The sequence below is a fragment of the Pseudomonas sp. GM17 genome, assembly GCF_000282175.2.
In the GTDB taxonomy this organism is placed as follows: Bacteria; Pseudomonadota; Gammaproteobacteria; order Pseudomonadales; family Pseudomonadaceae; genus Aquipseudomonas; species Aquipseudomonas chlororaphis.
The window spans coordinates 5,991,295-6,009,204 of the sequence record NZ_CP124732.1; the positions used below are offsets into that span (position 1 = coordinate 5,991,295).

At 63.6% G+C, this 17,910-nt stretch carries 16 protein-coding genes; 11 read left to right on the forward strand and 5 right to left on the reverse strand.

What is annotated here, in order from left to right; genetic code table 11:
• Positions 1-39: 39 nt before the first annotated feature.
• Together PMI20_RS26735 and PMI20_RS26740 are read left to right on the forward strand one after the other, a co-directional pair.
• Positions 40-945, forward strand: a complete 906-nt coding sequence (locus PMI20_RS26735; protein ID WP_037035534.1) for a LysR family transcriptional regulator — start codon at positions 40-42, stop codon at positions 943-945.
• A gap of 138 nt (positions 946-1,083) precedes the next feature.
• On the forward strand, positions 1,084-1,260 hold the full coding sequence (locus tag PMI20_RS26740; protein ID WP_007929787.1) for a hypothetical protein: 177 nt from the start codon (positions 1,084-1,086) through the stop codon (positions 1,258-1,260).
• 15 nt (positions 1,261-1,275) lie between these two features.
• On the opposite strand, the gene PMI20_RS26745 is transcribed toward PMI20_RS26740, so the two are convergent.
• Positions 1,276-2,166, reverse strand: coding sequence for a helix-turn-helix domain-containing protein (locus PMI20_RS26745; protein ID WP_007929780.1), 891 nt, complete (start codon positions 2,164-2,166; stop codon positions 1,276-1,278).
• Positions 2,167-2,352: 186 nt separating this feature from the next.
• On the opposite strand from PMI20_RS26745, the gene pobA reads away from it, so the two are divergent.
• Together pobA and PMI20_RS26755 are read left to right on the forward strand one after the other, a co-directional pair.
• Complete coding sequence (pobA, locus tag PMI20_RS26750; RefSeq protein ID WP_177323809.1) at positions 2,353-3,537, forward strand: 4-hydroxybenzoate 3-monooxygenase; 1,185 nt, start codon at positions 2,353-2,355, stop codon at positions 3,535-3,537.
• A gap of 77 nt (positions 3,538-3,614) precedes the next feature.
• Entirely contained in the window at positions 3,615-5,132 is a 1,518-nt protein-coding gene (locus PMI20_RS26755; RefSeq protein WP_007929778.1) for an MDR family MFS transporter, read from the forward strand.
• A 50-nt stretch (positions 5,133-5,182) separates the two neighbouring features.
• Here the strand turns inward: PMI20_RS26755 and PMI20_RS26760 are convergent, their stop codons facing one another.
• The 4 genes from PMI20_RS26760 to PMI20_RS26775 form a co-directional block, all read right to left on the reverse strand.
• Positions 5,183-6,019: a cache domain-containing protein gene (locus PMI20_RS26760; protein ID WP_037035532.1), complete on the reverse strand. Its 837-nt coding sequence runs from the start codon at positions 6,017-6,019 to the stop codon at positions 5,183-5,185.
• 133 nt (positions 6,020-6,152) lie between these two features.
• A complete protein-coding gene (locus PMI20_RS26765; protein WP_007929777.1) occupies positions 6,153-6,989 on the reverse strand; it encodes a hypothetical protein in 837 nt (278 codons plus the stop codon).
• A gap of 106 nt (positions 6,990-7,095) precedes the next feature.
• Complete coding sequence (locus PMI20_RS26770; protein ID WP_007929773.1) at positions 7,096-8,088, reverse strand: NAD-dependent epimerase/dehydratase family protein; 993 nt, start codon at positions 8,086-8,088, stop codon at positions 7,096-7,098.
• A gap of 84 nt (positions 8,089-8,172) precedes the next feature.
• Positions 8,173-9,066, reverse strand: coding sequence for a LysR family transcriptional regulator ArgP (locus tag PMI20_RS26775; protein WP_007929770.1), 894 nt, complete (start codon positions 9,064-9,066; stop codon positions 8,173-8,175).
• Positions 9,067-9,162: 96 nt separating this feature from the next.
• On the opposite strand from PMI20_RS26775, the gene PMI20_RS26780 reads away from it, so the two are divergent.
• The 7 genes from PMI20_RS26780 (at position 9,163) to PMI20_RS26810 (ending at position 17,909) form a co-directional block, all read left to right on the forward strand.
• Positions 9,163-9,564: an ACT domain-containing protein gene (locus PMI20_RS26780; protein WP_007929768.1), complete on the forward strand. Its 402-nt coding sequence runs from the start codon at positions 9,163-9,165 to the stop codon at positions 9,562-9,564.
• A 5-nt stretch (positions 9,565-9,569) separates the two neighbouring features.
• Positions 9,570-10,172, forward strand: coding sequence for a LysE/ArgO family amino acid transporter (locus tag PMI20_RS26785; protein WP_007929766.1), 603 nt, complete (start codon positions 9,570-9,572; stop codon positions 10,170-10,172).
• A 440-nt stretch (positions 10,173-10,612) separates the two neighbouring features.
• Positions 10,613-11,209: a superoxide dismutase gene (locus PMI20_RS26790; protein ID WP_007929765.1), complete on the forward strand. Its 597-nt coding sequence runs from the start codon at positions 10,613-10,615 to the stop codon at positions 11,207-11,209.
• A 305-nt stretch (positions 11,210-11,514) separates the two neighbouring features.
• Positions 11,515-13,566: a putative bifunctional diguanylate cyclase/phosphodiesterase gene (locus PMI20_RS26795; RefSeq protein WP_007929764.1), complete on the forward strand. Its 2,052-nt coding sequence runs from the start codon at positions 11,515-11,517 to the stop codon at positions 13,564-13,566.
• A 163-nt stretch (positions 13,567-13,729) separates the two neighbouring features.
• The gene (locus tag PMI20_RS26800) at positions 13,730-15,073 is read left to right on the forward strand and encodes an imelysin family protein (RefSeq protein WP_007929763.1); all 1,344 of its coding nucleotides are present in this window, start codon (positions 13,730-13,732) and stop codon (positions 15,071-15,073) included.
• 313 nt (positions 15,074-15,386) lie between these two features.
• Positions 15,387-16,814: a di-heme oxidoreductase family protein gene (locus PMI20_RS26805; RefSeq protein ID WP_007932722.1), complete on the forward strand. Its 1,428-nt coding sequence runs from the start codon at positions 15,387-15,389 to the stop codon at positions 16,812-16,814.
• A 30-nt stretch (positions 16,815-16,844) separates the two neighbouring features.
• Entirely contained in the window at positions 16,845-17,909 is a 1,065-nt protein-coding gene (locus PMI20_RS26810; protein WP_007932721.1) for an imelysin family protein, read from the forward strand.
• Position 17,910: the final 1 nt, after the last annotated feature.

Genomic DNA, 17,910 nt, shown 5'->3' on the forward strand with positions numbered 1-17,910 from the left:
GATGCTTGGACATAGTTTGTTTCTGAAAGCGGGCAAATCATGGATCGTCTTCAAGCAATGCGCGTCTTCGTCACCGTAGTCGACCTTGGCAGCCAGTCGGCCGCCGCCGACCACCTGGACCTCTCGCGGCCGGTGGTTTCGCGCTATCTGGCGGAACTGGAGGACTGGGTCGGCGCCCGGCTGATGCACCGCACCACCCGCAAGCTGAGCCTGACCGCGGCGGGCACGGAGATCCTGCCGCGCTGCCGGCAGATGCTCGAGTTGTCGACGGACATGCAGGCCGCCGTCAGCGAACCCGACGACGCGCCCCGCGGCTTGCTGCGCATCAGCGTCAGCACCTCGTTCGGCCAGGCCCAGTTGGCCGATGCCATGGCCACCTACGTCAAGCGTTACCCCGGCGTCAGCATCGACCTGCAGATGCTCGACCGCACGGTGAACCTGGTGGACGAGCGCATCGACCTGGCGATCCGCACCAGCAACGACCTGGACCCGAACCTGATCGCCCGGCGCCTGACGGTCTGCCGCTCGGTGATCTGCGCCTCGCCGGCCTACCTGCGCGAGCACCCGGCACCGCAACGCGTCGAGGAACTCAGCCAACACAACTGCCTGACCCACTCCTATTTCGGCAAGAGCCTGTGGCATTTCGAGCAGGACGGCGAACAGGTTTCGGTCCCGGTGCAGGGCAATATCAGCGCCAACGAAGCCAGCACCCTGTTGCGCGCGACCATGGCCGGGGCTGGCGTGGCCATGCTGCCCAGCTACCAGGCCGGGGTGCATATCCACAGCGGCGAACTGGTGCGCCTGCTGCCCCACGCAGAGCCCCGGCAAATGAACATGTACGCGGTCTACGCCTCGCGCAAACACATGCCGGCGGCCCTGCGCAGCATGCTGGATTTCCTGGTGCTGCGCTTCCCCGAGGAGCCGGAGTGGGACAAGGGCCTTTAAAGCCCGATAAGACCGCTGAATACCGCGTCAACACGCTGCCCGCGACCTGGCCGGCGGCCATGGCTGATCCACATGGCTGATCTATGCTGATAACAGTACCCCCACACGCGCAGGGGTATTCGTTCAGAGGTGTTTGCCATGAACATCAAAACAAGAAGATACCTGGCCATTTTCGTCACCTGCACCGCGACCCTGGCGTTGTATGGAACAGCGGCCTATCGCGTCGAGCAGGCCCGGCAACAGCCACGTGTCTACGCCAGCTGCAACGTCGACCAGTGCATCCCGCACAACGCGACCCTCAACTCCCTGAAATGATGCAGGCGCGCGGCGTCACGGTTCGTGATCGGCCTTCAGCCGGTCGCGGAAAGCCTTGGGCGAGATCCCGACCCGGCGGCGGAACAACCGGGTGAAGTTGGTGGGATCGGAAAACCCCAGGGTGTCGGAAATCTCGTAGATGGTCATGCTGGTGTAGGTCAGCAGGCGCTTGGCCTCCAGCAACTGACGCTCATGCATGATCTGCAGAGCCGGCTGGCCCGCCAGTTCACGGCAGGTGCCATTGAGGTGGGAAACGGAAATCCCCAGCTTGTGCGCCAGGTCCTCGACCTTCACATGCTCGCGATAGTGGGCCTCCACCAGTTGGATATAGCCATTGAAATACTCCCGCGCCCTCTGCGGTCGCTGGCTGGCGCTGCGGCGCCGGATCGCCTGGCGGCTGACCCACACCATGATCACGCTGACCAGCGAGTGCATGAGCATTTCCCGCGCCGGCTCACGCCCCTGGTACTCGTTCTGCAACGCGGCAAACAGGTTATTCAGGTAGTCGCCGTCGGCGCCCGCCGGGTAGCTCTCGGCCACGGCCAGGGCATTCACCGAATGCCCCAGCTGGGCTTGCAGATGGGCCATCAAGGGCGCCGCCAGGGTCACCACATAACCGTCGATGTCTTCGGAAAAACGAAAGCCGTGCACCGACAGGGCCGGCAGGATCTGCAGCGCCGACTCCCCCAGCAACGTGCGCTGGCCTTCGATCTCAAGCTCGGCCTGGCCGCGATGCACGAACAGTAATTGACAGAGATCGGCATGCCGATGCGGCTTGATTTCCCAATGGTGCTCGCGGCTGCGCTTGGAAATGGTTTCGCAGTGCAGCAGGTCCGGTGTCGGCCAATCCAGGCTTTCCCCATAGAGTTTGAACACCGGAATTGAAGGCAAGGCAGGCTTATTCATAACTGCAATCCAGGCCTCTGGGTGACGGGCGATAATCGCACCGATTGGTGAAATGAACAGGTATCGGCTCAGTTTTCACCTTCAACTGACAGCATCACAAGTGAAAAATGCAGGCACTCGAAACATAAAAATCAGTCAGCGAACCTGTTCGCGTGAAGCTTGCGAGTCATAAAAACAATGAAAACCCTGAAAACTCAAGTCGCCATCATTGGCGCCGGCCCCTCCGGACTGCTGCTCGGCCAACTGCTGCACAAAGCCGGCATCGATACCCTGATCCTCGAACGACAAACCCCGGATTACGTACTCGGGCGCATCCGCGCCGGGGTGCTGGAACAAGGCATGGTCGACCTGCTGCGCCAGGCCGGGGTCAGCCAGCGCATGGACGCCGAAGGCCTGGTGCACGGTGGTTTCGAACTGGCCCTCGACGGCCGCCGGGTGGCCATCGACCTGCACGCCCTCACCAATGGCAAGAGCGTGACGATCTACGGCCAGACCGAAGTCACCCGCGACCTGATGCAATCCCGCCAGGCCGTCGGCGCCCGGACCCTGTACCAGGCCGACAACGTGCGCCCCCACGACATGCACAGCGACCAGCCCTACCTGACCTTCGATTACCAGGGCGAACCCCATCGCCTGGACTGCGACTACATCGCCGGCTGCGACGGTTTCCACGGGGTCGCCCGGCAGTCGATCCCGGCCGACAAACTCAAGGTGTTCGAGCGCGTCTATCCGTTCGGCTGGCTCGGCATTCTCGCCGACACCCCGCCGGTCCACGACGAACTGGTCTACGCCCGCCACGAACGCGGATTTGCCCTGTGCAGCATGCGGTCGACCACCCGCACCCGCTACTACCTGCAAGTACCGGCAGAGGAAAATGTCGCCAACTGGTCCGATCAACGTTTCTGGGACGAGCTCAAGAGGCGCCTGCCCGAGGAGCTGGCCGAACGCCTGGTGACCGGGCCGTCGATCGAGAAAAGCATCGCGCCGCTGCGCAGCTTCGTAGTCGAGCCGATGCAATACGGGCGGCTGTTCCTGGTCGGCGACGCCGCGCACATCGTGCCCCCCACCGGAGCCAAGGGCCTGAACCTGGCCGCCAGCGATGTCAGCACGCTGTTCAACATCCTGCTCAAGGTCTACCGCGAGCAGCGCACCGACCTGCTGCAGAAGTATTCGCAAATCTGCCTGCGGCGGATCTGGAAGGCCGAGCGTTTCTCCTGGTGGATGACCGCGATGCTGCACCGCTTCCCCGACTCCGACGACTTCAGCCAGCGCATCGCCGAGTCGGAGCTGGCGTACTTCGTCGACTCCGAGGCCGGGCGCAAAACCATCGCGGAAAATTACGTCGGCCTTCCTTACGAGGCTATCGAGTAGGAGCCTATCGAGTACACTGGCGAGCATTCCCGCTCGCCTTGCACCCTGCGGGTCAATCACTGCCCGCAGGTTATTTCGTGTCCAATCCCAACCAGCCTGGCCAGCCCAAACCGGCTCTTCGCAGCGTACTGATCGCCCTGATGCTGGCGATCTTCCTCGGCGCCCTGGACCAGACCATAGTCGCGGTCTCCATGCCCGCCATCTCCGCGCAATTCAAGGACGTCAGCCTGCTGGCCTGGGTGACTTCCGGCTACATGGTGGCCATGACTGTGTCGGTGCCGATCTACGGCAAGCTCGGCGACCTCTACGGGCGGCGCAAGCTGATGCTGTTCGGCATGGGCCTGTTCACCCTGGCGTCGCTGTTCTGCGGCATGGCGCAGAACATGGAACAGCTGGTCCTGGCGCGGATCTTCCAGGGCATCGGCGCCGGCGGGATGATTTCGGTCAGCCAGGCGATCATCGGCGACATCGTGCCGCCCCGCGAGCGCGGGCGTTACCAGGGCTATTTCAGCAGCATGTACGCGGCGGCCAGCGTCGCCGGCCCGGTGCTCGGCGGCTACATGACCGAATACCTGTCCTGGCGCTGGGTGTTCCTGATCAACCTGCCCCTGGGCCTGGGCGCCTGGCTGGTGGCCAGGCGCAATCTGCGCGGGCTGCCGATTCCGCAGCGCAAACCGATCATCGACTACCTCGGCACGCTGCTGATGATCATCGGCCTGACGGCCCTGCTGCTGGCGATCACCCATTTCGGCCAGGGCCACGCCTGGCGCAGCAGCGAAGTGCTAGGCCTGCTGGCGTGTGCCGTCGTCGCCCTGGCCCTGTTCGCCTGGCATGAACGGCGCACGCAAGAGCCGCTGCTGCCCATGCACCTGTTCGCCAACCGCAACGCCATGTTGTGCTGGTGCACGGTGTTCTTCACCAGCTTCCAGGCCATCTCCCTGACGGTGCTGATGCCGTTGCGCTTTCAGAGCGTCACCGGCGCCGGTGCCGACAGCGCGGCATTGCACCTGCTGCCGCTGGCCATCGGCCTGCCGATGGGCGCCTACTTCGCCGGGCGCATGACCTCGGTGACCGGCCGCTACAAGCCGATGATCCTCGGTGGCGCCCTGCTGATGCCACTGACCGTTCTTGGCATGGCCTTCAGCCCGCCCCAGGCGGTGCTGCTGAGCAGTGTGTTCATGTTGTTCAGCGGGATTGCCTCGGGCATGCAGTTCCCGACGTCGCTGGTGGGCAGCCAGAACTCGGTGGAACAACGGGACATCGGCGTCGCCACCAGTACCACCAACCTGTTCCGCTCCCTGGGCGGTGCGGTGGGCGTGGCCTTGATGTCGGCGCTGTTGCTGGCGCTGTTGCAGGATTCCAGCTTCGCCCAGTTGAGCGGCTCGGCGCTGATCGGCGAAGGCCACTCGGGCAATGTGCTGCTCGACGGCCTGAACGCCGCGCCGGGTCCGGAACAGGGCGCCTTGCGGGCTGAGTTGCTGCTGACCTTCAAACACTTGCTGATGGTCAGCGCGGCGGTGTCGTTGCTGGGGTTGGCGGCGGCGCTGGCCATGCCCAACACGCTGCTGCGCGGGCGCGAAGACAAGGTCAAATAACGGCATCGCCAACCAGCTCTTCCACAGGCGAGCTGGCTGGCGACCGACCTTTACGGGCTGTAGTACCCCACCGCCACCAGGAAGTGCCCGACCTTGCGCAGGTAGGCGTGCTTGTCTTCCACCTTGGCCGTCACCGGGTTCTTCCAGCGGTACTCATACTCGCCCTGCTCCTGGGTGGCCATCAGCGCCAGGATCGGCTCGCCCACCGGTTTGCCGTCCGGGTCCTTGACCTTGCCGAAGTCGGTATTGATCAACCGCAGATTGGTGCCGTGGGCCACGTAGCGCTGGTTGTCCAGGTCGACCACGAACACATACAGGTCGTCCTGCAGGAAGCCGCCCTTGAGCGAGTTGATCGCTGTCAGCGTGCCCTTCTCGTCCTTGACCAGTTCGGTCGCCGCCTTGTCCAGCAAGGCTTTGGCCTGCTCGGCGGAAGCCCGTGGCAGGTAATAGCCGACCGCCAGGATCCGCTCGCCGACCCGCTGGTAATACACATGCTTGCGCTCGACCTTGCCGTCGGCCCAGTTCTGCCAGCGGTATTCGGCTTGCTGGATGCCATTGCCCTCGGGAATCTTCAGCGCGTCCTTGAAGGCCTTTTGCAGATCCGGCCCAAGCACCTCGGAAACATCGCGGCCGATCAGCGCCGACGACGGCCCGCCACTGGCCAGCATCACCCCCTTGGTGTCGACCACAAACACGTAACGGTCCTTGTCGACGAACTCGCCCTGGCGGCTGAACGCGGCGAAGGCCTTGTCACCGTGGTCGTGGTAATAGGCCAGGGCCTTCTCCAGCAGGGCCTTGGCCGCCGTGGCATCGTCCGCCGCCTGGACCTGGCTGGCGCAGAACATCAGCAACCCTCCCAGCACCGTGGCTCTAAGCAATCCCCTCATTGCGCGTCCCTCGTTCTTGTTGGTGTTTCAAGAGCGTAGACGGCTGTGGGATATGGTCGAGTATTCAGCGAAGCAGGGAGGCGAGAAGCAAAACCGCGACCTTCCCACGCCACGCGCGGGAAGGTCGCCAGGGTCAGGGGCGGGTATTGAGCTGCTGCTGCAGGTTCTGGATCTGGCTCTGCAGGGTATTGATGTTGCGAGTGACCTGGCCGCGGAAAGCGTCGAACTCGGCGGTGTTGGTGCCGCCCTGGGCCGCGGCGGGACGATTGTCCTGCTGGCTCTTGAGCACGATGATGTCCTGCTCCAGACGCTCGATGGCGGCGCTCGGGTTGCCCTGTTTCTTCAAGGCCGCGATCTCGGCGTTCAGGCCCTTGAACTGGGCATCGACCTTGCTGGTGTCGGCAGGCGCGCTTTTCAGGGCGGCCAGTTCGCTGCTCAAGGTTTTCACCTGTGCCTGCAACTGGGTATTGGCCGCCTGCTGCTCGGTGGCCTGCGCGGTCATCTGGGCCAGGCGCTTGTCCAGGTCCGTGGCCTGCCCGGCCACGCCTTGCTGCTGCTTGCCCTGGTCCTGCAGGCGGCTTTCCAGCTGCTTGATCTGCAGCTTCAAGGCTTCGCTGTCGCTGTTGACGCTGGACTGGCTGGCCACCACCTTGCCGGAAATATCCTGCAGGCGCCCCGCCGCTTCTTCGCTGATGCGGGCGAAACTTTCCTGGGTGGCGACCAGTTGCTGCTCCATCAGCGAGATCTGCTGGAAGCTCCACCAGGCCAGGCCGATAAAGGCGAAGAACAAGGCGCCGACCAGCGCCCAGAGCGGCCCGGCATTCGGGGTCTTGACCTTGGCGGCCGGCACGCTGCGCGAATGCACCGAAGTACGCGCGCGGCCCGCGACGGTGGTCGGAAAATCATCGTCGAGGGTATCGGCACGCAGGCTTGGAACATCGTCGAAGTCGTCGTTGGCATCGTTACGCATGGGGAAACCTTTCTAAACCGCGGTGATCGCTGAATGCGGCGAGTATAAACCGCTAACCCGCCGCCCTGATCGACCCTGAACCCCGAACTCGGTTCAGTGTTTATTTTCAGCGTATGTCCTGGGCCTTCCACCAGCCGCAGAATTCATCCAGGGCCGTCCACAGGCTGACCTTAGGTTCGTAATCCAGATAATGGCGGGCGCGGCTGATATCCAGGGTGAAGTTCTTGTTCATCACCTGCATGCCCAGGCGCGACAGGGTCGGCTCCGGACGGCCCGGCCAGAGCTTGCAGAAGCCTTCATTGAGGGCCGCCACGCTGTAGGCCAGGCCAAAGGAGCGGTAGCGCGTGACCTGCGGCACGCCCATCTGGCGCATCACGTAGTTCACCACGTCCCACAACGGCACGGGCGTGCCGTTACTGATGTTGTAGGCCTTGCCCAGGGCCGAGCCGCTGGCCAGCAGGCTGCTGAGCAGCGCTTCGTTGAGGTTCTGCACACTGGTGAAGTCGACCTTGTTCAGGCCGTTGCCGATGATCGCCAGGCGGCCCTTGCGCTGCATTTTCAACAGGCGCGGGAAAATACTCATGTCGCCGGCACCGGTGACAAAACGCGGGCGCAGCGCCAGCACCTCCAGGCCGAACTCCTGGGCGCCGAACACCTTCTGCTCCGCCAGGTATTTGGTGGCGGCATAAGGGTGCTTGAAGCGCTTGGGCACCTGCTCCTCGGTCAGGCCCAGATGGTCGCGACCGTCGAAATAGATCGACGGCGACGACAGGTGCACCAGGCGCCGGACATGGCGCTTGAGGCAGGCTTCTACCACGTTTTCGGTGACCAGCACGTTGCCCTGATGAAAATCCTGATAACGCCCCCAGAGCCCCACCGCCCCCGCGCAATGCACCACCGCATCGACGTCGCGACACAGGTCGCGCACCAGCTCTGCGTCGCTCAAGTCGCCCTGGACGAACTCGGCCCCGCGCCGCACCAGATGCTCCACACCTTCGGCCCGACGCCCGTTGACCCGTACATCCAGGCCCTGCTCAAGGGCAAAACGCGCGAAGCGTCCACCAATGAAGCCGCTTGCGCCGGTGACCAGAATTTTCATGACTTGCTCCGATTGCTTTCGTGTTTCATGCCTGTCGCACTATGTATTGCTTAACGCTATTGCCTGATGCCTTGACGCCTTGTGTCACGCCAACGGCACCAGCCATTGCGCCGAAGAACGCACCAGGTGCTCGGTGAGCAGGCCCAGCAGTTGGCCACCATTGCGCCAATGATGCCAGTACAGCGGCACATCGATCGGCTTATCTGGCAAAAACTCCACCAACACACCCCGCGCCAACTGGTCGCGCACCTGCAATTCGGGCACCAGCCCCCAGCCCAGGCCGGCCTCGGTCAGGCGGATGAAGCCCTCGGACGAGGGACACAGGTGATGCTCGAACCCGCCATCGACCCCCAGCGCCGCCAGGTAGCGGTGCTGCAGGAAATCGTCCGGGCCGAACACCAGGGCTGGCGTGCGGGCCAGGCGCTCGGCTTGCACGCCTTGCGGAAAATGCCGCGCAAGGAACGCCGGGCTGGCCAGGGCACGGTAGCGCATGGCACCCAGCAGCACGCTGCGGGCGCCCGCCACCGGCCGCTCGCTGGCGCAGACACAGGCCGCCACTTCGCCAGCGCGCATGCGCTTGAGGCCCACGGTCTGGTCTTCGACGATCAGGTCGAGGAGCAAGTGCTGCTCGGCACAGAAGTCGCCCACCGCCTCGGCCCACCAGGTGGCCAGGCTGTCGGCGTTGAGGGCAATGCGCAGACGCTCCGGCAAGCCTTCCTCGTCCAGGGCCGGCACCTGGCTCTGCAGGTCGCGTTCGAGCAGGCGTACCTGCTGCACATGGTTGAGCAGGCGCCGGCCGATTTCCGTCGGCGCCGGCGGCGTGACCCGCACCAGCACCGGCTGGCCGATCCGCGCCTCGAGCAGCTTGATCCGCTGGGAAATGGCCGATTGCGACAACCCCAGCACCTGCGCGGCACGCTCGAATCCGGCCTGTTCGATCACCGCGGCCAGGGCGGACAGCAATTTATAGTCGAACATCAGTTTTCCTAATGAGCGATCAGTAATATTGGTTTTTCTTATACAGCCTGCAACCGGAGAATAGCCAGCATGCTTTCTCGTTCAAGGACCTTTTTCATGGCTGGCGAAACCTCCCTCGATACCCTGCTGCGCAGCATGAGCCCGCAGCTCAACCACGGCGACTACGTATTCTGCTCCATCGCCGATCGCGCGCTGCTCGAAGGTAGCGACGTCCTGGGCAGCTTTCGCGAGCAGGAAGGACTCACGGTGATCCTCGAGCGCCAGCAGGCCGAACGCCTGGGGCTGGGTTTCGATTACGTCGCGGCCTGGATCACCCTGAATGTGCATTCGGCCCTGGAAGCCGTCGGCCTGACCGCCGCGTTCGCCAGCGCCCTGGGCAAGGCCGGGATCAGTTGCAACGTGATCGCCGGCTACTACCACGATCATCTGTTTGTCGCTAAGGCCGATGCCGAACGCGCCATGGGCGTGCTGCGGCAACTGGCCTCGGGCGAGGAGTAAACGCCATGTGGCAGAGCTACGTTAACGGGCTGCTGGTGGCGGCCGGGCTGATCATGGCAATCGGCAGCCAGAATGCGTTTGTCCTGGCCCAGAGCCTGCGCCGTGAACACCACCTACCGGTGGCCGTGCTGTGCGTGACCTGCGATGCGTTGCTGGTGGCGGCCGGGGTATTCGGCCTGGCCACGGTGCTGGCGCAGAGCCCGACACTGCTGGCAGTTGCCCGCTGGGGCGGCGCCGCGTTCCTGATCTGGTACGGCAGCCAGGCCCTGCGTCGCGCCTGTTCCAGGCAGAGCCTGCAACAGGGCGAGAACCAGACCGTGCGCTCGCTGCGCGCGGTGCTGCTCAGTGCGCTGGCGGTGACCCTGCTCAACCCCCATGTGTACCTGGACACGGTGCTGCTGATCGGCTCGCTGGGCGCGCAACAGACCGAGCCTGGCGCCTATGTGGTCGGCGCGGCCAGTGCTTCGCTGCTGTGGTTTTTCACCCTCGCCCTCGGCGCCGCATGGCTGGCTCCGTGGCTGGCACGGCCGAGCACCTGGCGCATTCTCGACCTGCTGGTGGCGGTGATGATGTTCAGTGTCGCGGTTCAGTTGATGACCGCCAGGTGATTTATTCCAAAAGGCTAAGGGGATGCCCTCGCTAAATGACGAGCGCGCCGCCGCCCCGCAAAGCGCAAGACTAGGCGTGAGGAGCGTGGTTTGGTGGTCCAAATGAGCGACGAACAACGACGGATTGCGCTTTGCGGGGCGACGGCCCTTCGGGTTGGCGCTGTGATCGTGCCATGCTGCGTTGCGGGACTTGAAGAGGCAAAAAGCATCCTCTGCGTCCCGCGCCTTGCCTGGCACGATCACAGCGCCAACGCGTTTCGTCATTTAGCGAGGGCATCCCCTTGAACCTCTATCCCACACAGTTGTTGCGTGGTTATGCCGCACCCCCGGTGCTATGATCCGAACCCTGCGCCGCAAAGAGTACAAACTCCCCGGCGCTTGTCTGGCCGCCCGTGATCGGCCTTGCGCTCACCGCAACTGACCTGATTAGGAGAATCATCATGGCTTTCGAATTGCCGCCGCTGCCTTACGCACACGATGCCCTGCAGCCGCACATTTCCAAGGAAACCCTGGAATACCACCACGACAAGCACCACAACACCTATGTCGTGAACCTGAACAACCTGGTGCCAGGCACCGAGTTCGAAGGCAAGACCCTGGAAGAGATCGTCAAGTCTTCCTCGGGCGGTATCTTCAACAACGCCGCTCAGGTCTGGAACCACACTTTCTACTGGAACTGCCTGGCACCAAACGCCGGCGGTCAACCAACCGGCGCTCTGGCTGAAGCCATCAACGCCGCTTTCGGTTCGTTCGACAAGTTCAAAGAAGAATTCACCAAGACTTCCGTCGGCACCTTCGGTTCCGGTTGGGGCTGGCTGGTGAAAAAGGCTGACGGTTCCCTGGCCCTGGCCAGCACCATCGGCGCCGGCAACCCGCTGACCAGCGGCGACACCCCGCTGCTGACCTGCGACGTCTGGGAACACGCTTACTACATCGACTACCGCAACCTGCGTCCAAAGTACGTCGAAGCGTTCTGGAACCTGGTCAACTGGAAATTCGTGGCCGAGCAGTTCGAAGGCAAGACCTTCGTCGCCTAAGCCCGTTTGCAGTCAAAAAAACCCGGCATTGCCGGGTTTTTTCGTTTTACCGGCAAGGGCCAGGTTTGCCGCGCCAGCCCGGCGGACCAACCTCTCTATTCAGCTAAAAAATCTCCGCCGTCCCTCAAGTTGCAAGGCTTGGCTACCGACATATAACCGATAAGCGCGGATATGCTAGCTCCCGGCATTCCAACCAAGCCTACAGGTGAAATATCCTGGGCCTGATTGTCCCTTTGACTGCCATCACGGGATTGCCAATACTCATGGCAACTTGACGCTACCCGCACGGAACAAGGAATAACCCTTTGAAGCTGGAACTCAAAAACAGCTTGTCGGTGAAGTTGCTCCGGGTTGTGCTGCTGTCGGCACTGATAGTGGGCGTAGTGCTGAGCTGCGCACAAATCGTCTTCGATGCTTATAAGACTCGGCAGGCGGTCGCGAATGATGCCCAGCGCATTCTCGACATGTTTCGCGACCCCTCGACCCAGGCCGTCTACAGCCTGGACCGCGAAATGGGCATGCAAGTCATCGAAGGCCTGTTCCAGGACGATGCTGTGCGCATGGCCTCCATTGGCCACCCCAACGAAACCATGCTCGCGGAAAAAACCCGTGAGTTGCAGAATTCCCCCAGCCGCTGGCTGACCGATCTGATCCTCGGCAAGGAGCGCACCTTCACCACCCAACTGGTGGGTCGCGGGCCCTACAGCGAATACTACGGCGACCTGAGCATCACCCTCGACACGGCCACCTACGGCCAGGGATTTATCGTCAGCTCGGTGATCATTTTCATTTCCGGCGTACTGCGCGCCCTGGCCATGGGCCTGGTGCTGTACCTGGTTTACCACTGGCTGCTGACCAAGCCGCTGTCGCGGATCATCGAGCACCTGACCACCATCAATCCGGACCGCCCCAGCGAACATCAGATCCCGTTGCTCAAGGGCCACGAGCGAAACGAGCTGGGGATCTGGATCAATACCGCCAACCAGTTGCTGGCATCGATCGAACGCAACACGCACCTGCGCCATGAAGCGGAAAACAGCCTGCTGCGCATGGCCCAGTACGACTTCCTCACCGGCCTGCCCAACCGCCAGCAGTTGCAGCAGCAACTGGACAAGATCCTGATCGACGCCGGCCGCCTGCAACGCCGGGTCGCGGTGCTCTGTGTCGGCCTCGACGACTTCAAGGGCATCAACGAACAGTTCAGCTACCAGACCGGCGACCAGTTGCTGCTGGCCCTGGCCGATCGCCTGCGGGCCCACAGTGGTCGCCTGGGCGCCCTCGCCCGCCTTGGCGGCGACCAGTTCGCCCTGGTCCAGGCCGATATCGAACAACCCTACGAAGCCGCCGAACTGGCGCAGAGCATTCTCGACGACCTGGAAGCACCGTTCGCCCTCGACCACCAGGAAATCCGCCTGCGCGCCACCATCGGCATCACCCTGTTCCCGGAAGACGGCGACAGCACCGAGAAGCTGCTGCAGAAAGCCGAGCAGACCATGACCCTGGCCAAAAGCCGGTCGCGCAACCGTTATCAGTTCTATATCGCCAGCGTCGACAGCGAGATGCGCCGGCGCCGCGAACTGGAAAAAGACCTGCGCGAAGCCCTGAGCCGCGAGCAGTTCCACCTGGTCTACCAGCCGCAGATCAGCTACCGCGATCATCGTGTGGTCGGGGTCGAGGCGCTGCTGCGCTGGCAGCATCCGGAACACGGCTTCGTCCCGCCGGACCTGTTCATTCCCCTGGCCGAGCAGAACGGCACCATCATCGCCATCGGCGAATGGGTGCTGGACCAGGCCTGCCGCCAACTGCGCGAATGGCATGACCTGGGCTTCAGCGACCTGCGCATGGCGGTCAACCTGTCCACCGTGCAACTGCACCACGCCGAGCTGCCGCGGGTGGTCAACAACCTGCTGCAGATCTACCGCCTGCCGCCGCGCAGCCTGGAGCTGGAAGTCACCGAAACCGGCCTGATGGAAGACATCAGCACCGCCGCCCAGCACTTGTTGAGCCTGCGCCGCTCGGGGGCGCTGATCGCCATCGACGACTTCGGCACCGGCTACTCGTCCCTGAGCTACCTCAAGAGCCTGCCGCTGGACAAGATCAAGATCGACAAGAGCTTCGTCCAGGACCTGCTGGATGACGACGACGATGCGACCATCGTGCGGGCGATCATCCAGCTGGGTAAAAGCCTGGGCATGCAGGTGATCGCCGAGGGCGTGGAAACCGCCGAACAAGAGGCCTACATCATCTCCGAAGGCTGCCACGAAGGTCAGGGTTATCACTACAGCAAACCCCTGCCGGCACGGGAGCTGAGCGCCTACCTGAAACAGGCCCAGCGCAGTAACGCAGCCATCCTCTGAAGACCCGATTGCGCGCATAAGCCTGATCCAGCGCAATCGCTTCCTGAATAGGAAATATTTACAACCACAACCCTTTACACATAATGCAAATCTTTCGCATTATGTCGCAGTTTTGCGCATCCCCCGCGCCACTCCACCCCTCTCTCGAAGCAGGATGTTCGCCATGATTCGTATGCCTCTGGCTACCGCCAGTCTGTTGGCCATCGCTATTTCCCTCGCCGGTTGCGGCGAAGGCAAAGACCAGGCTGCCGCGCCGCAAGCCGCTACCCCAGCCGCCAGCACCGCAGCCCCGGCCACCGCTCCTGCGGCCGGCAAGGTCGATGAAGCGGCGGCCAAGGCGGTCGTCGCGCATTACGCCGACATGGTCTTCGCCGTGTACAGCGATGCCGAATCCACCGCGAAGACCCTGCAGACCGCGATCGACGCCTTCCTCGCCAAGCCCAACGCCGACACCCTGAAAGCCGCCAAGGCTGCCTGGGTCGCCGCTCGCGTGCCTTACCTGCAGAGCGAAGTGTTCCGCTTCGGCAACACCATCGTCGACGACTGGGAAGGCCAGGTGAACTCCTGGCCGCTGGACGAAGGCCTGATCGATTACGTCGACAAGTCCTACGAGCACGCGCTGGGTAACCCGGGCGCCACCGCCAACATCATCGCCAACACTGAAGTCCAGGTCGGCGAAGACAAGGTCGACGTGAAAGACATCACACCGGAAAAACTCGCCAGCCTCAACGAGCTGGGCGGTTCCGAGGCCAACGTCGCCACCGGCTACCACGCCATCGAATTCCTGCTCTGGGGCCAGGACCTGAACGGCACCGGCCCTGGCGCCGGCAACCGTCCGGCTTCCGACTACCTGGAAGGTGCCGGCGCCACCGGCGGCCACAACGACCGTCGCCGTGCCTACCTGAAAGCCGTGACCCAACTGCTGGTCAACGACCTGGAAGAAATGGTCGGCAACTGGAAGCCGAACGTGGCCGACAACTACCGCGCCACCCTGGAAGCCGAGCCGGCTGAAAGCGGCCTGCGCAAAATGCTGTTCGGCATGGGCAGTCTGTCCCTGGGCGAACTGGCGGGCGAGCGCATGAAGGTGTCCCTGGAAGCCAACTCCCCTGAAGACGAACAGGACTGCTTCAGCGACAACACCCACAACTCGCACTTCTACGATGCCAAGGGCATCCGCAACGTGTACCTGGGCGAATACACCCGCGTCGACGGCACCAAGCTGACCGGCGCCAGCCTGTCGTCGCTGGTGGCGAAAATCGACCCGGCCGCCGACACCGCATTGAAGGCCGACCTGGCCGCCACCGAAGCCAAGATCCAGGTCATGGTCGATCACGCCAACAAGGGTGAGCACTACGACCAGTTGATCGCCGCCGGCAACGACGCGGGCAACCAGATCGTGCGTGACGCCATCGCCGCGCTGGTCAAGCAGACCGGTTCGATCGAACAGGCCGCGGGCAAGCTGGGTATCAGCGACCTGAACCCGGACAGCGCCGATCACGAGTTCTGATCAGCGTTGCGGGAATGAAAAGGCGACCTTCGGGTCGCCTTTTTTGTGCCTGTCTATGACGCGGCCCCTGTAGCCGCTGCCGCAGGCCGCGATAAGGCCGCAGGCCTTCAGCGATCTTGAAACCCTGCGCCCCCTTCGGTGGCGATCGCAGCCTGCGGCAGCGGCTACAGGACCAGACCAGAGCCGGGGGACAGGGACAGGCCGGCTTCGCTTGCGTTGTCCCACGTCAAGCGGAACGATAATTCCTCTTATTCAAACTCCCCTGCCCTGTTAGACTTTGCGCCCTTGTTTTGCTCGTCCTGCAGGATATCCGATGCCCCCGTCGCTGCTTCGCTGGTCTGCGCTGTTCATGGCCTTGAGCCTGAGTGCCTGCGATGACGCCCCGCGTTTTACCCAGGCCGAGCCGGGCGAAGCGCGTTCCGGCGGTGAAGCGACCGTGCGCAAGAGCGACCAGAACGCCTTTTCCATGCCGTCGGCCAACCTGTCGCCAACCCGGCGCCTGGACTTCAGCGTCGGCAACAGTTTCTTCCGCAGCCCCTGGGTGATCGCCCCCTCGACCACCACCGCCCGCGATGGCCTGGGCCCGCTGTTCAACACCAACGGCTGCCAGAACTGCCATATCAAGGACGGCCGCGGCCACCCGCCGACGCCCGACTCGGACAACGCCGTGTCGATGCTGGTGCGCCTGTCGATCCCCAATGAGCCGGCCTACGCCAAGGTCATCGAGCAGCTGGGCATAGTGCCCGAGCCGGTGTATGGCGGGCAGTTCCAGGACATGGCGGTGCCTGGCGTCGCCCCGGAAGGCAAGGTGCGGGTCGAGTACGAGCCGCTGACCGTGCGCTTCAAGGACGGCAGCGAAGTCGAACTGCGCAAGCCGAAGCTGCAGATCACCCAGCTCGGTTATGGCCCGATGCATCCCGACACCCGCTTCTCGGCCCGCGTGGCGCCGCCGATGATCGGCCTGGGCCTGCTCGAAGCCATCCCCGAGGCGGCGATCCTGGCCAATGCCCAAGCGCAAGCCAAGGCTGGCAATGGCATTGCCGGACGGCCGAACCGGGTCTGGGACGATGCCCAGCAAAAGACCGTACTCGGGCGTTTTGGCTGGAAAGCCGGACAACCCAACCTCAATCAACAAAATGTTCACGCGTTCTCTGGTGATATGGGCCTGACCACCAGCCTGAGACCCTTCGATGACTGCACCGACGCCCAGACCGCCTGCAAGCAAGCCCCCAACGGCAACGGGCCGGATGGCGAACCGGAAGTCAGCGACAACATCCTGCGCCTGGTGCTGTTCTACAGCCGCAACCTCGGGGTGCCGGCGCGGCGCGAGGTTGGCTCGCCACAGGTGCTGGCCGGCAAGAACCTGTTCTACCAGACCGGCTGCCAGTCCTGTCATACCCCCCGGTTCACCACCGCCGCCGACGCCGCGGAACCCGAGCTGGCCAATCAAGTGATACGCCCCTACAGCGATCTGCTGCTGCATGACATGGGCGAAGGCCTGGCCGACCACCGCAGCGAATTCCAGGCCGGCGGCCGCGACTGGCGCACGCCGCCGTTGTGGGGGATCGGCCTGACGCAAACGGTCAGCGGCCACACCCAGTTCCTGCATGACGGTCGCGCCCGCAACCTGCTCGAAGCCGTGCTCTGGCACGGCGGCGAGGCCCAGGCGGCGCAGCGACAGGTTTTATCCTTCAATGCCGAACAGCGCGCTGCGTTGCTGGCATTCCTGAATTCTCTTTAACGCCTTCTTACAAGAAACGGGAGCCCGAACATGTTCCGTCCCAAGCTGTTGTTCACCAGCCTTGCCGCGCTCGCCCTGGGCGCCTGCTCGCCGCAGGACCCACAAGCCGTGACCTCGGCGGCCATCGCCAAACAGGTGATCCTGCCGACCTACAGCCGCTGGGTCGAAGCCGACCGCCAGCTGGCGATCAGCGCCCTGGCCTTCTGTGAAGGCAAGCAAAGCCTGGACACCGCCCGTGCCGACTTCCTGCACGCGCAGAAAGCCTGGGCCGAACTGCAACCCTTACTGATCGGGCCGCTGGCCGAGGGCAACCGCTCCTGGCAAGTGCAGTTCTGGCCGGACAAGAAGAACCTGGTAGGCCGTCAGGTCGAACAGCTGGTCAGCGCCACGCCGCAGATCGACGCCGCCGCCCTGGCCAAGTCCAGCGTCGTGGTACAAGGCCTCTCGGCCTACGAATACATCCTGTTCGACAGCAAGATCGACATGGCAAACAGCGAGCAGAAAGCCCGCTACTGCCCGCTGCTGAGCGCCATTGGCGAACGCCAGAAGCAGCTCGCCGAAGAGATCCTGTCGCGCTGGAACACCAGCGACGGCATGCTCGCGCAGATGAGCAAGTTCCCCAACCAGCGCTACGCCGACTCCCATGAGGCCATCGCCGATCTGCTGCGGGTCCAGGTCACCGCGCTGGATACCCTGAAGAAGAAGCTCGGCACGCCGATGGGCCGTCAGAGCAAGGGCATTCCACAGCCGTTCCAGGCCGACGCCTGGCGCAGCCAATCGTCCATGCAGAGCCTGGAAGCCAGCCTCGCCGCAGCCCAGACCGTCTGGGCCGGGGTCGACAACAAGGGCCTGCGCGGCCTGTTGCCGGCCGATCAGAAGCCGCTGGCCGACAAGATCGACGCCGCCTACACCGCCTCGCTGAAGCTGTTCGCCAGTACCCAGCGTTCGCTGACCGAGCTGCTGGCCGACGACGCCGGCCGCCAGCAACTGAACGATATCTACGACAGCCTCAACGTCGTCCACCGCCTGCACGAAGGCGAGCTGGCCAAGGCGCTGGGCATCCAACTGGGCTTCAACGCCAACGACGGTGACTGAT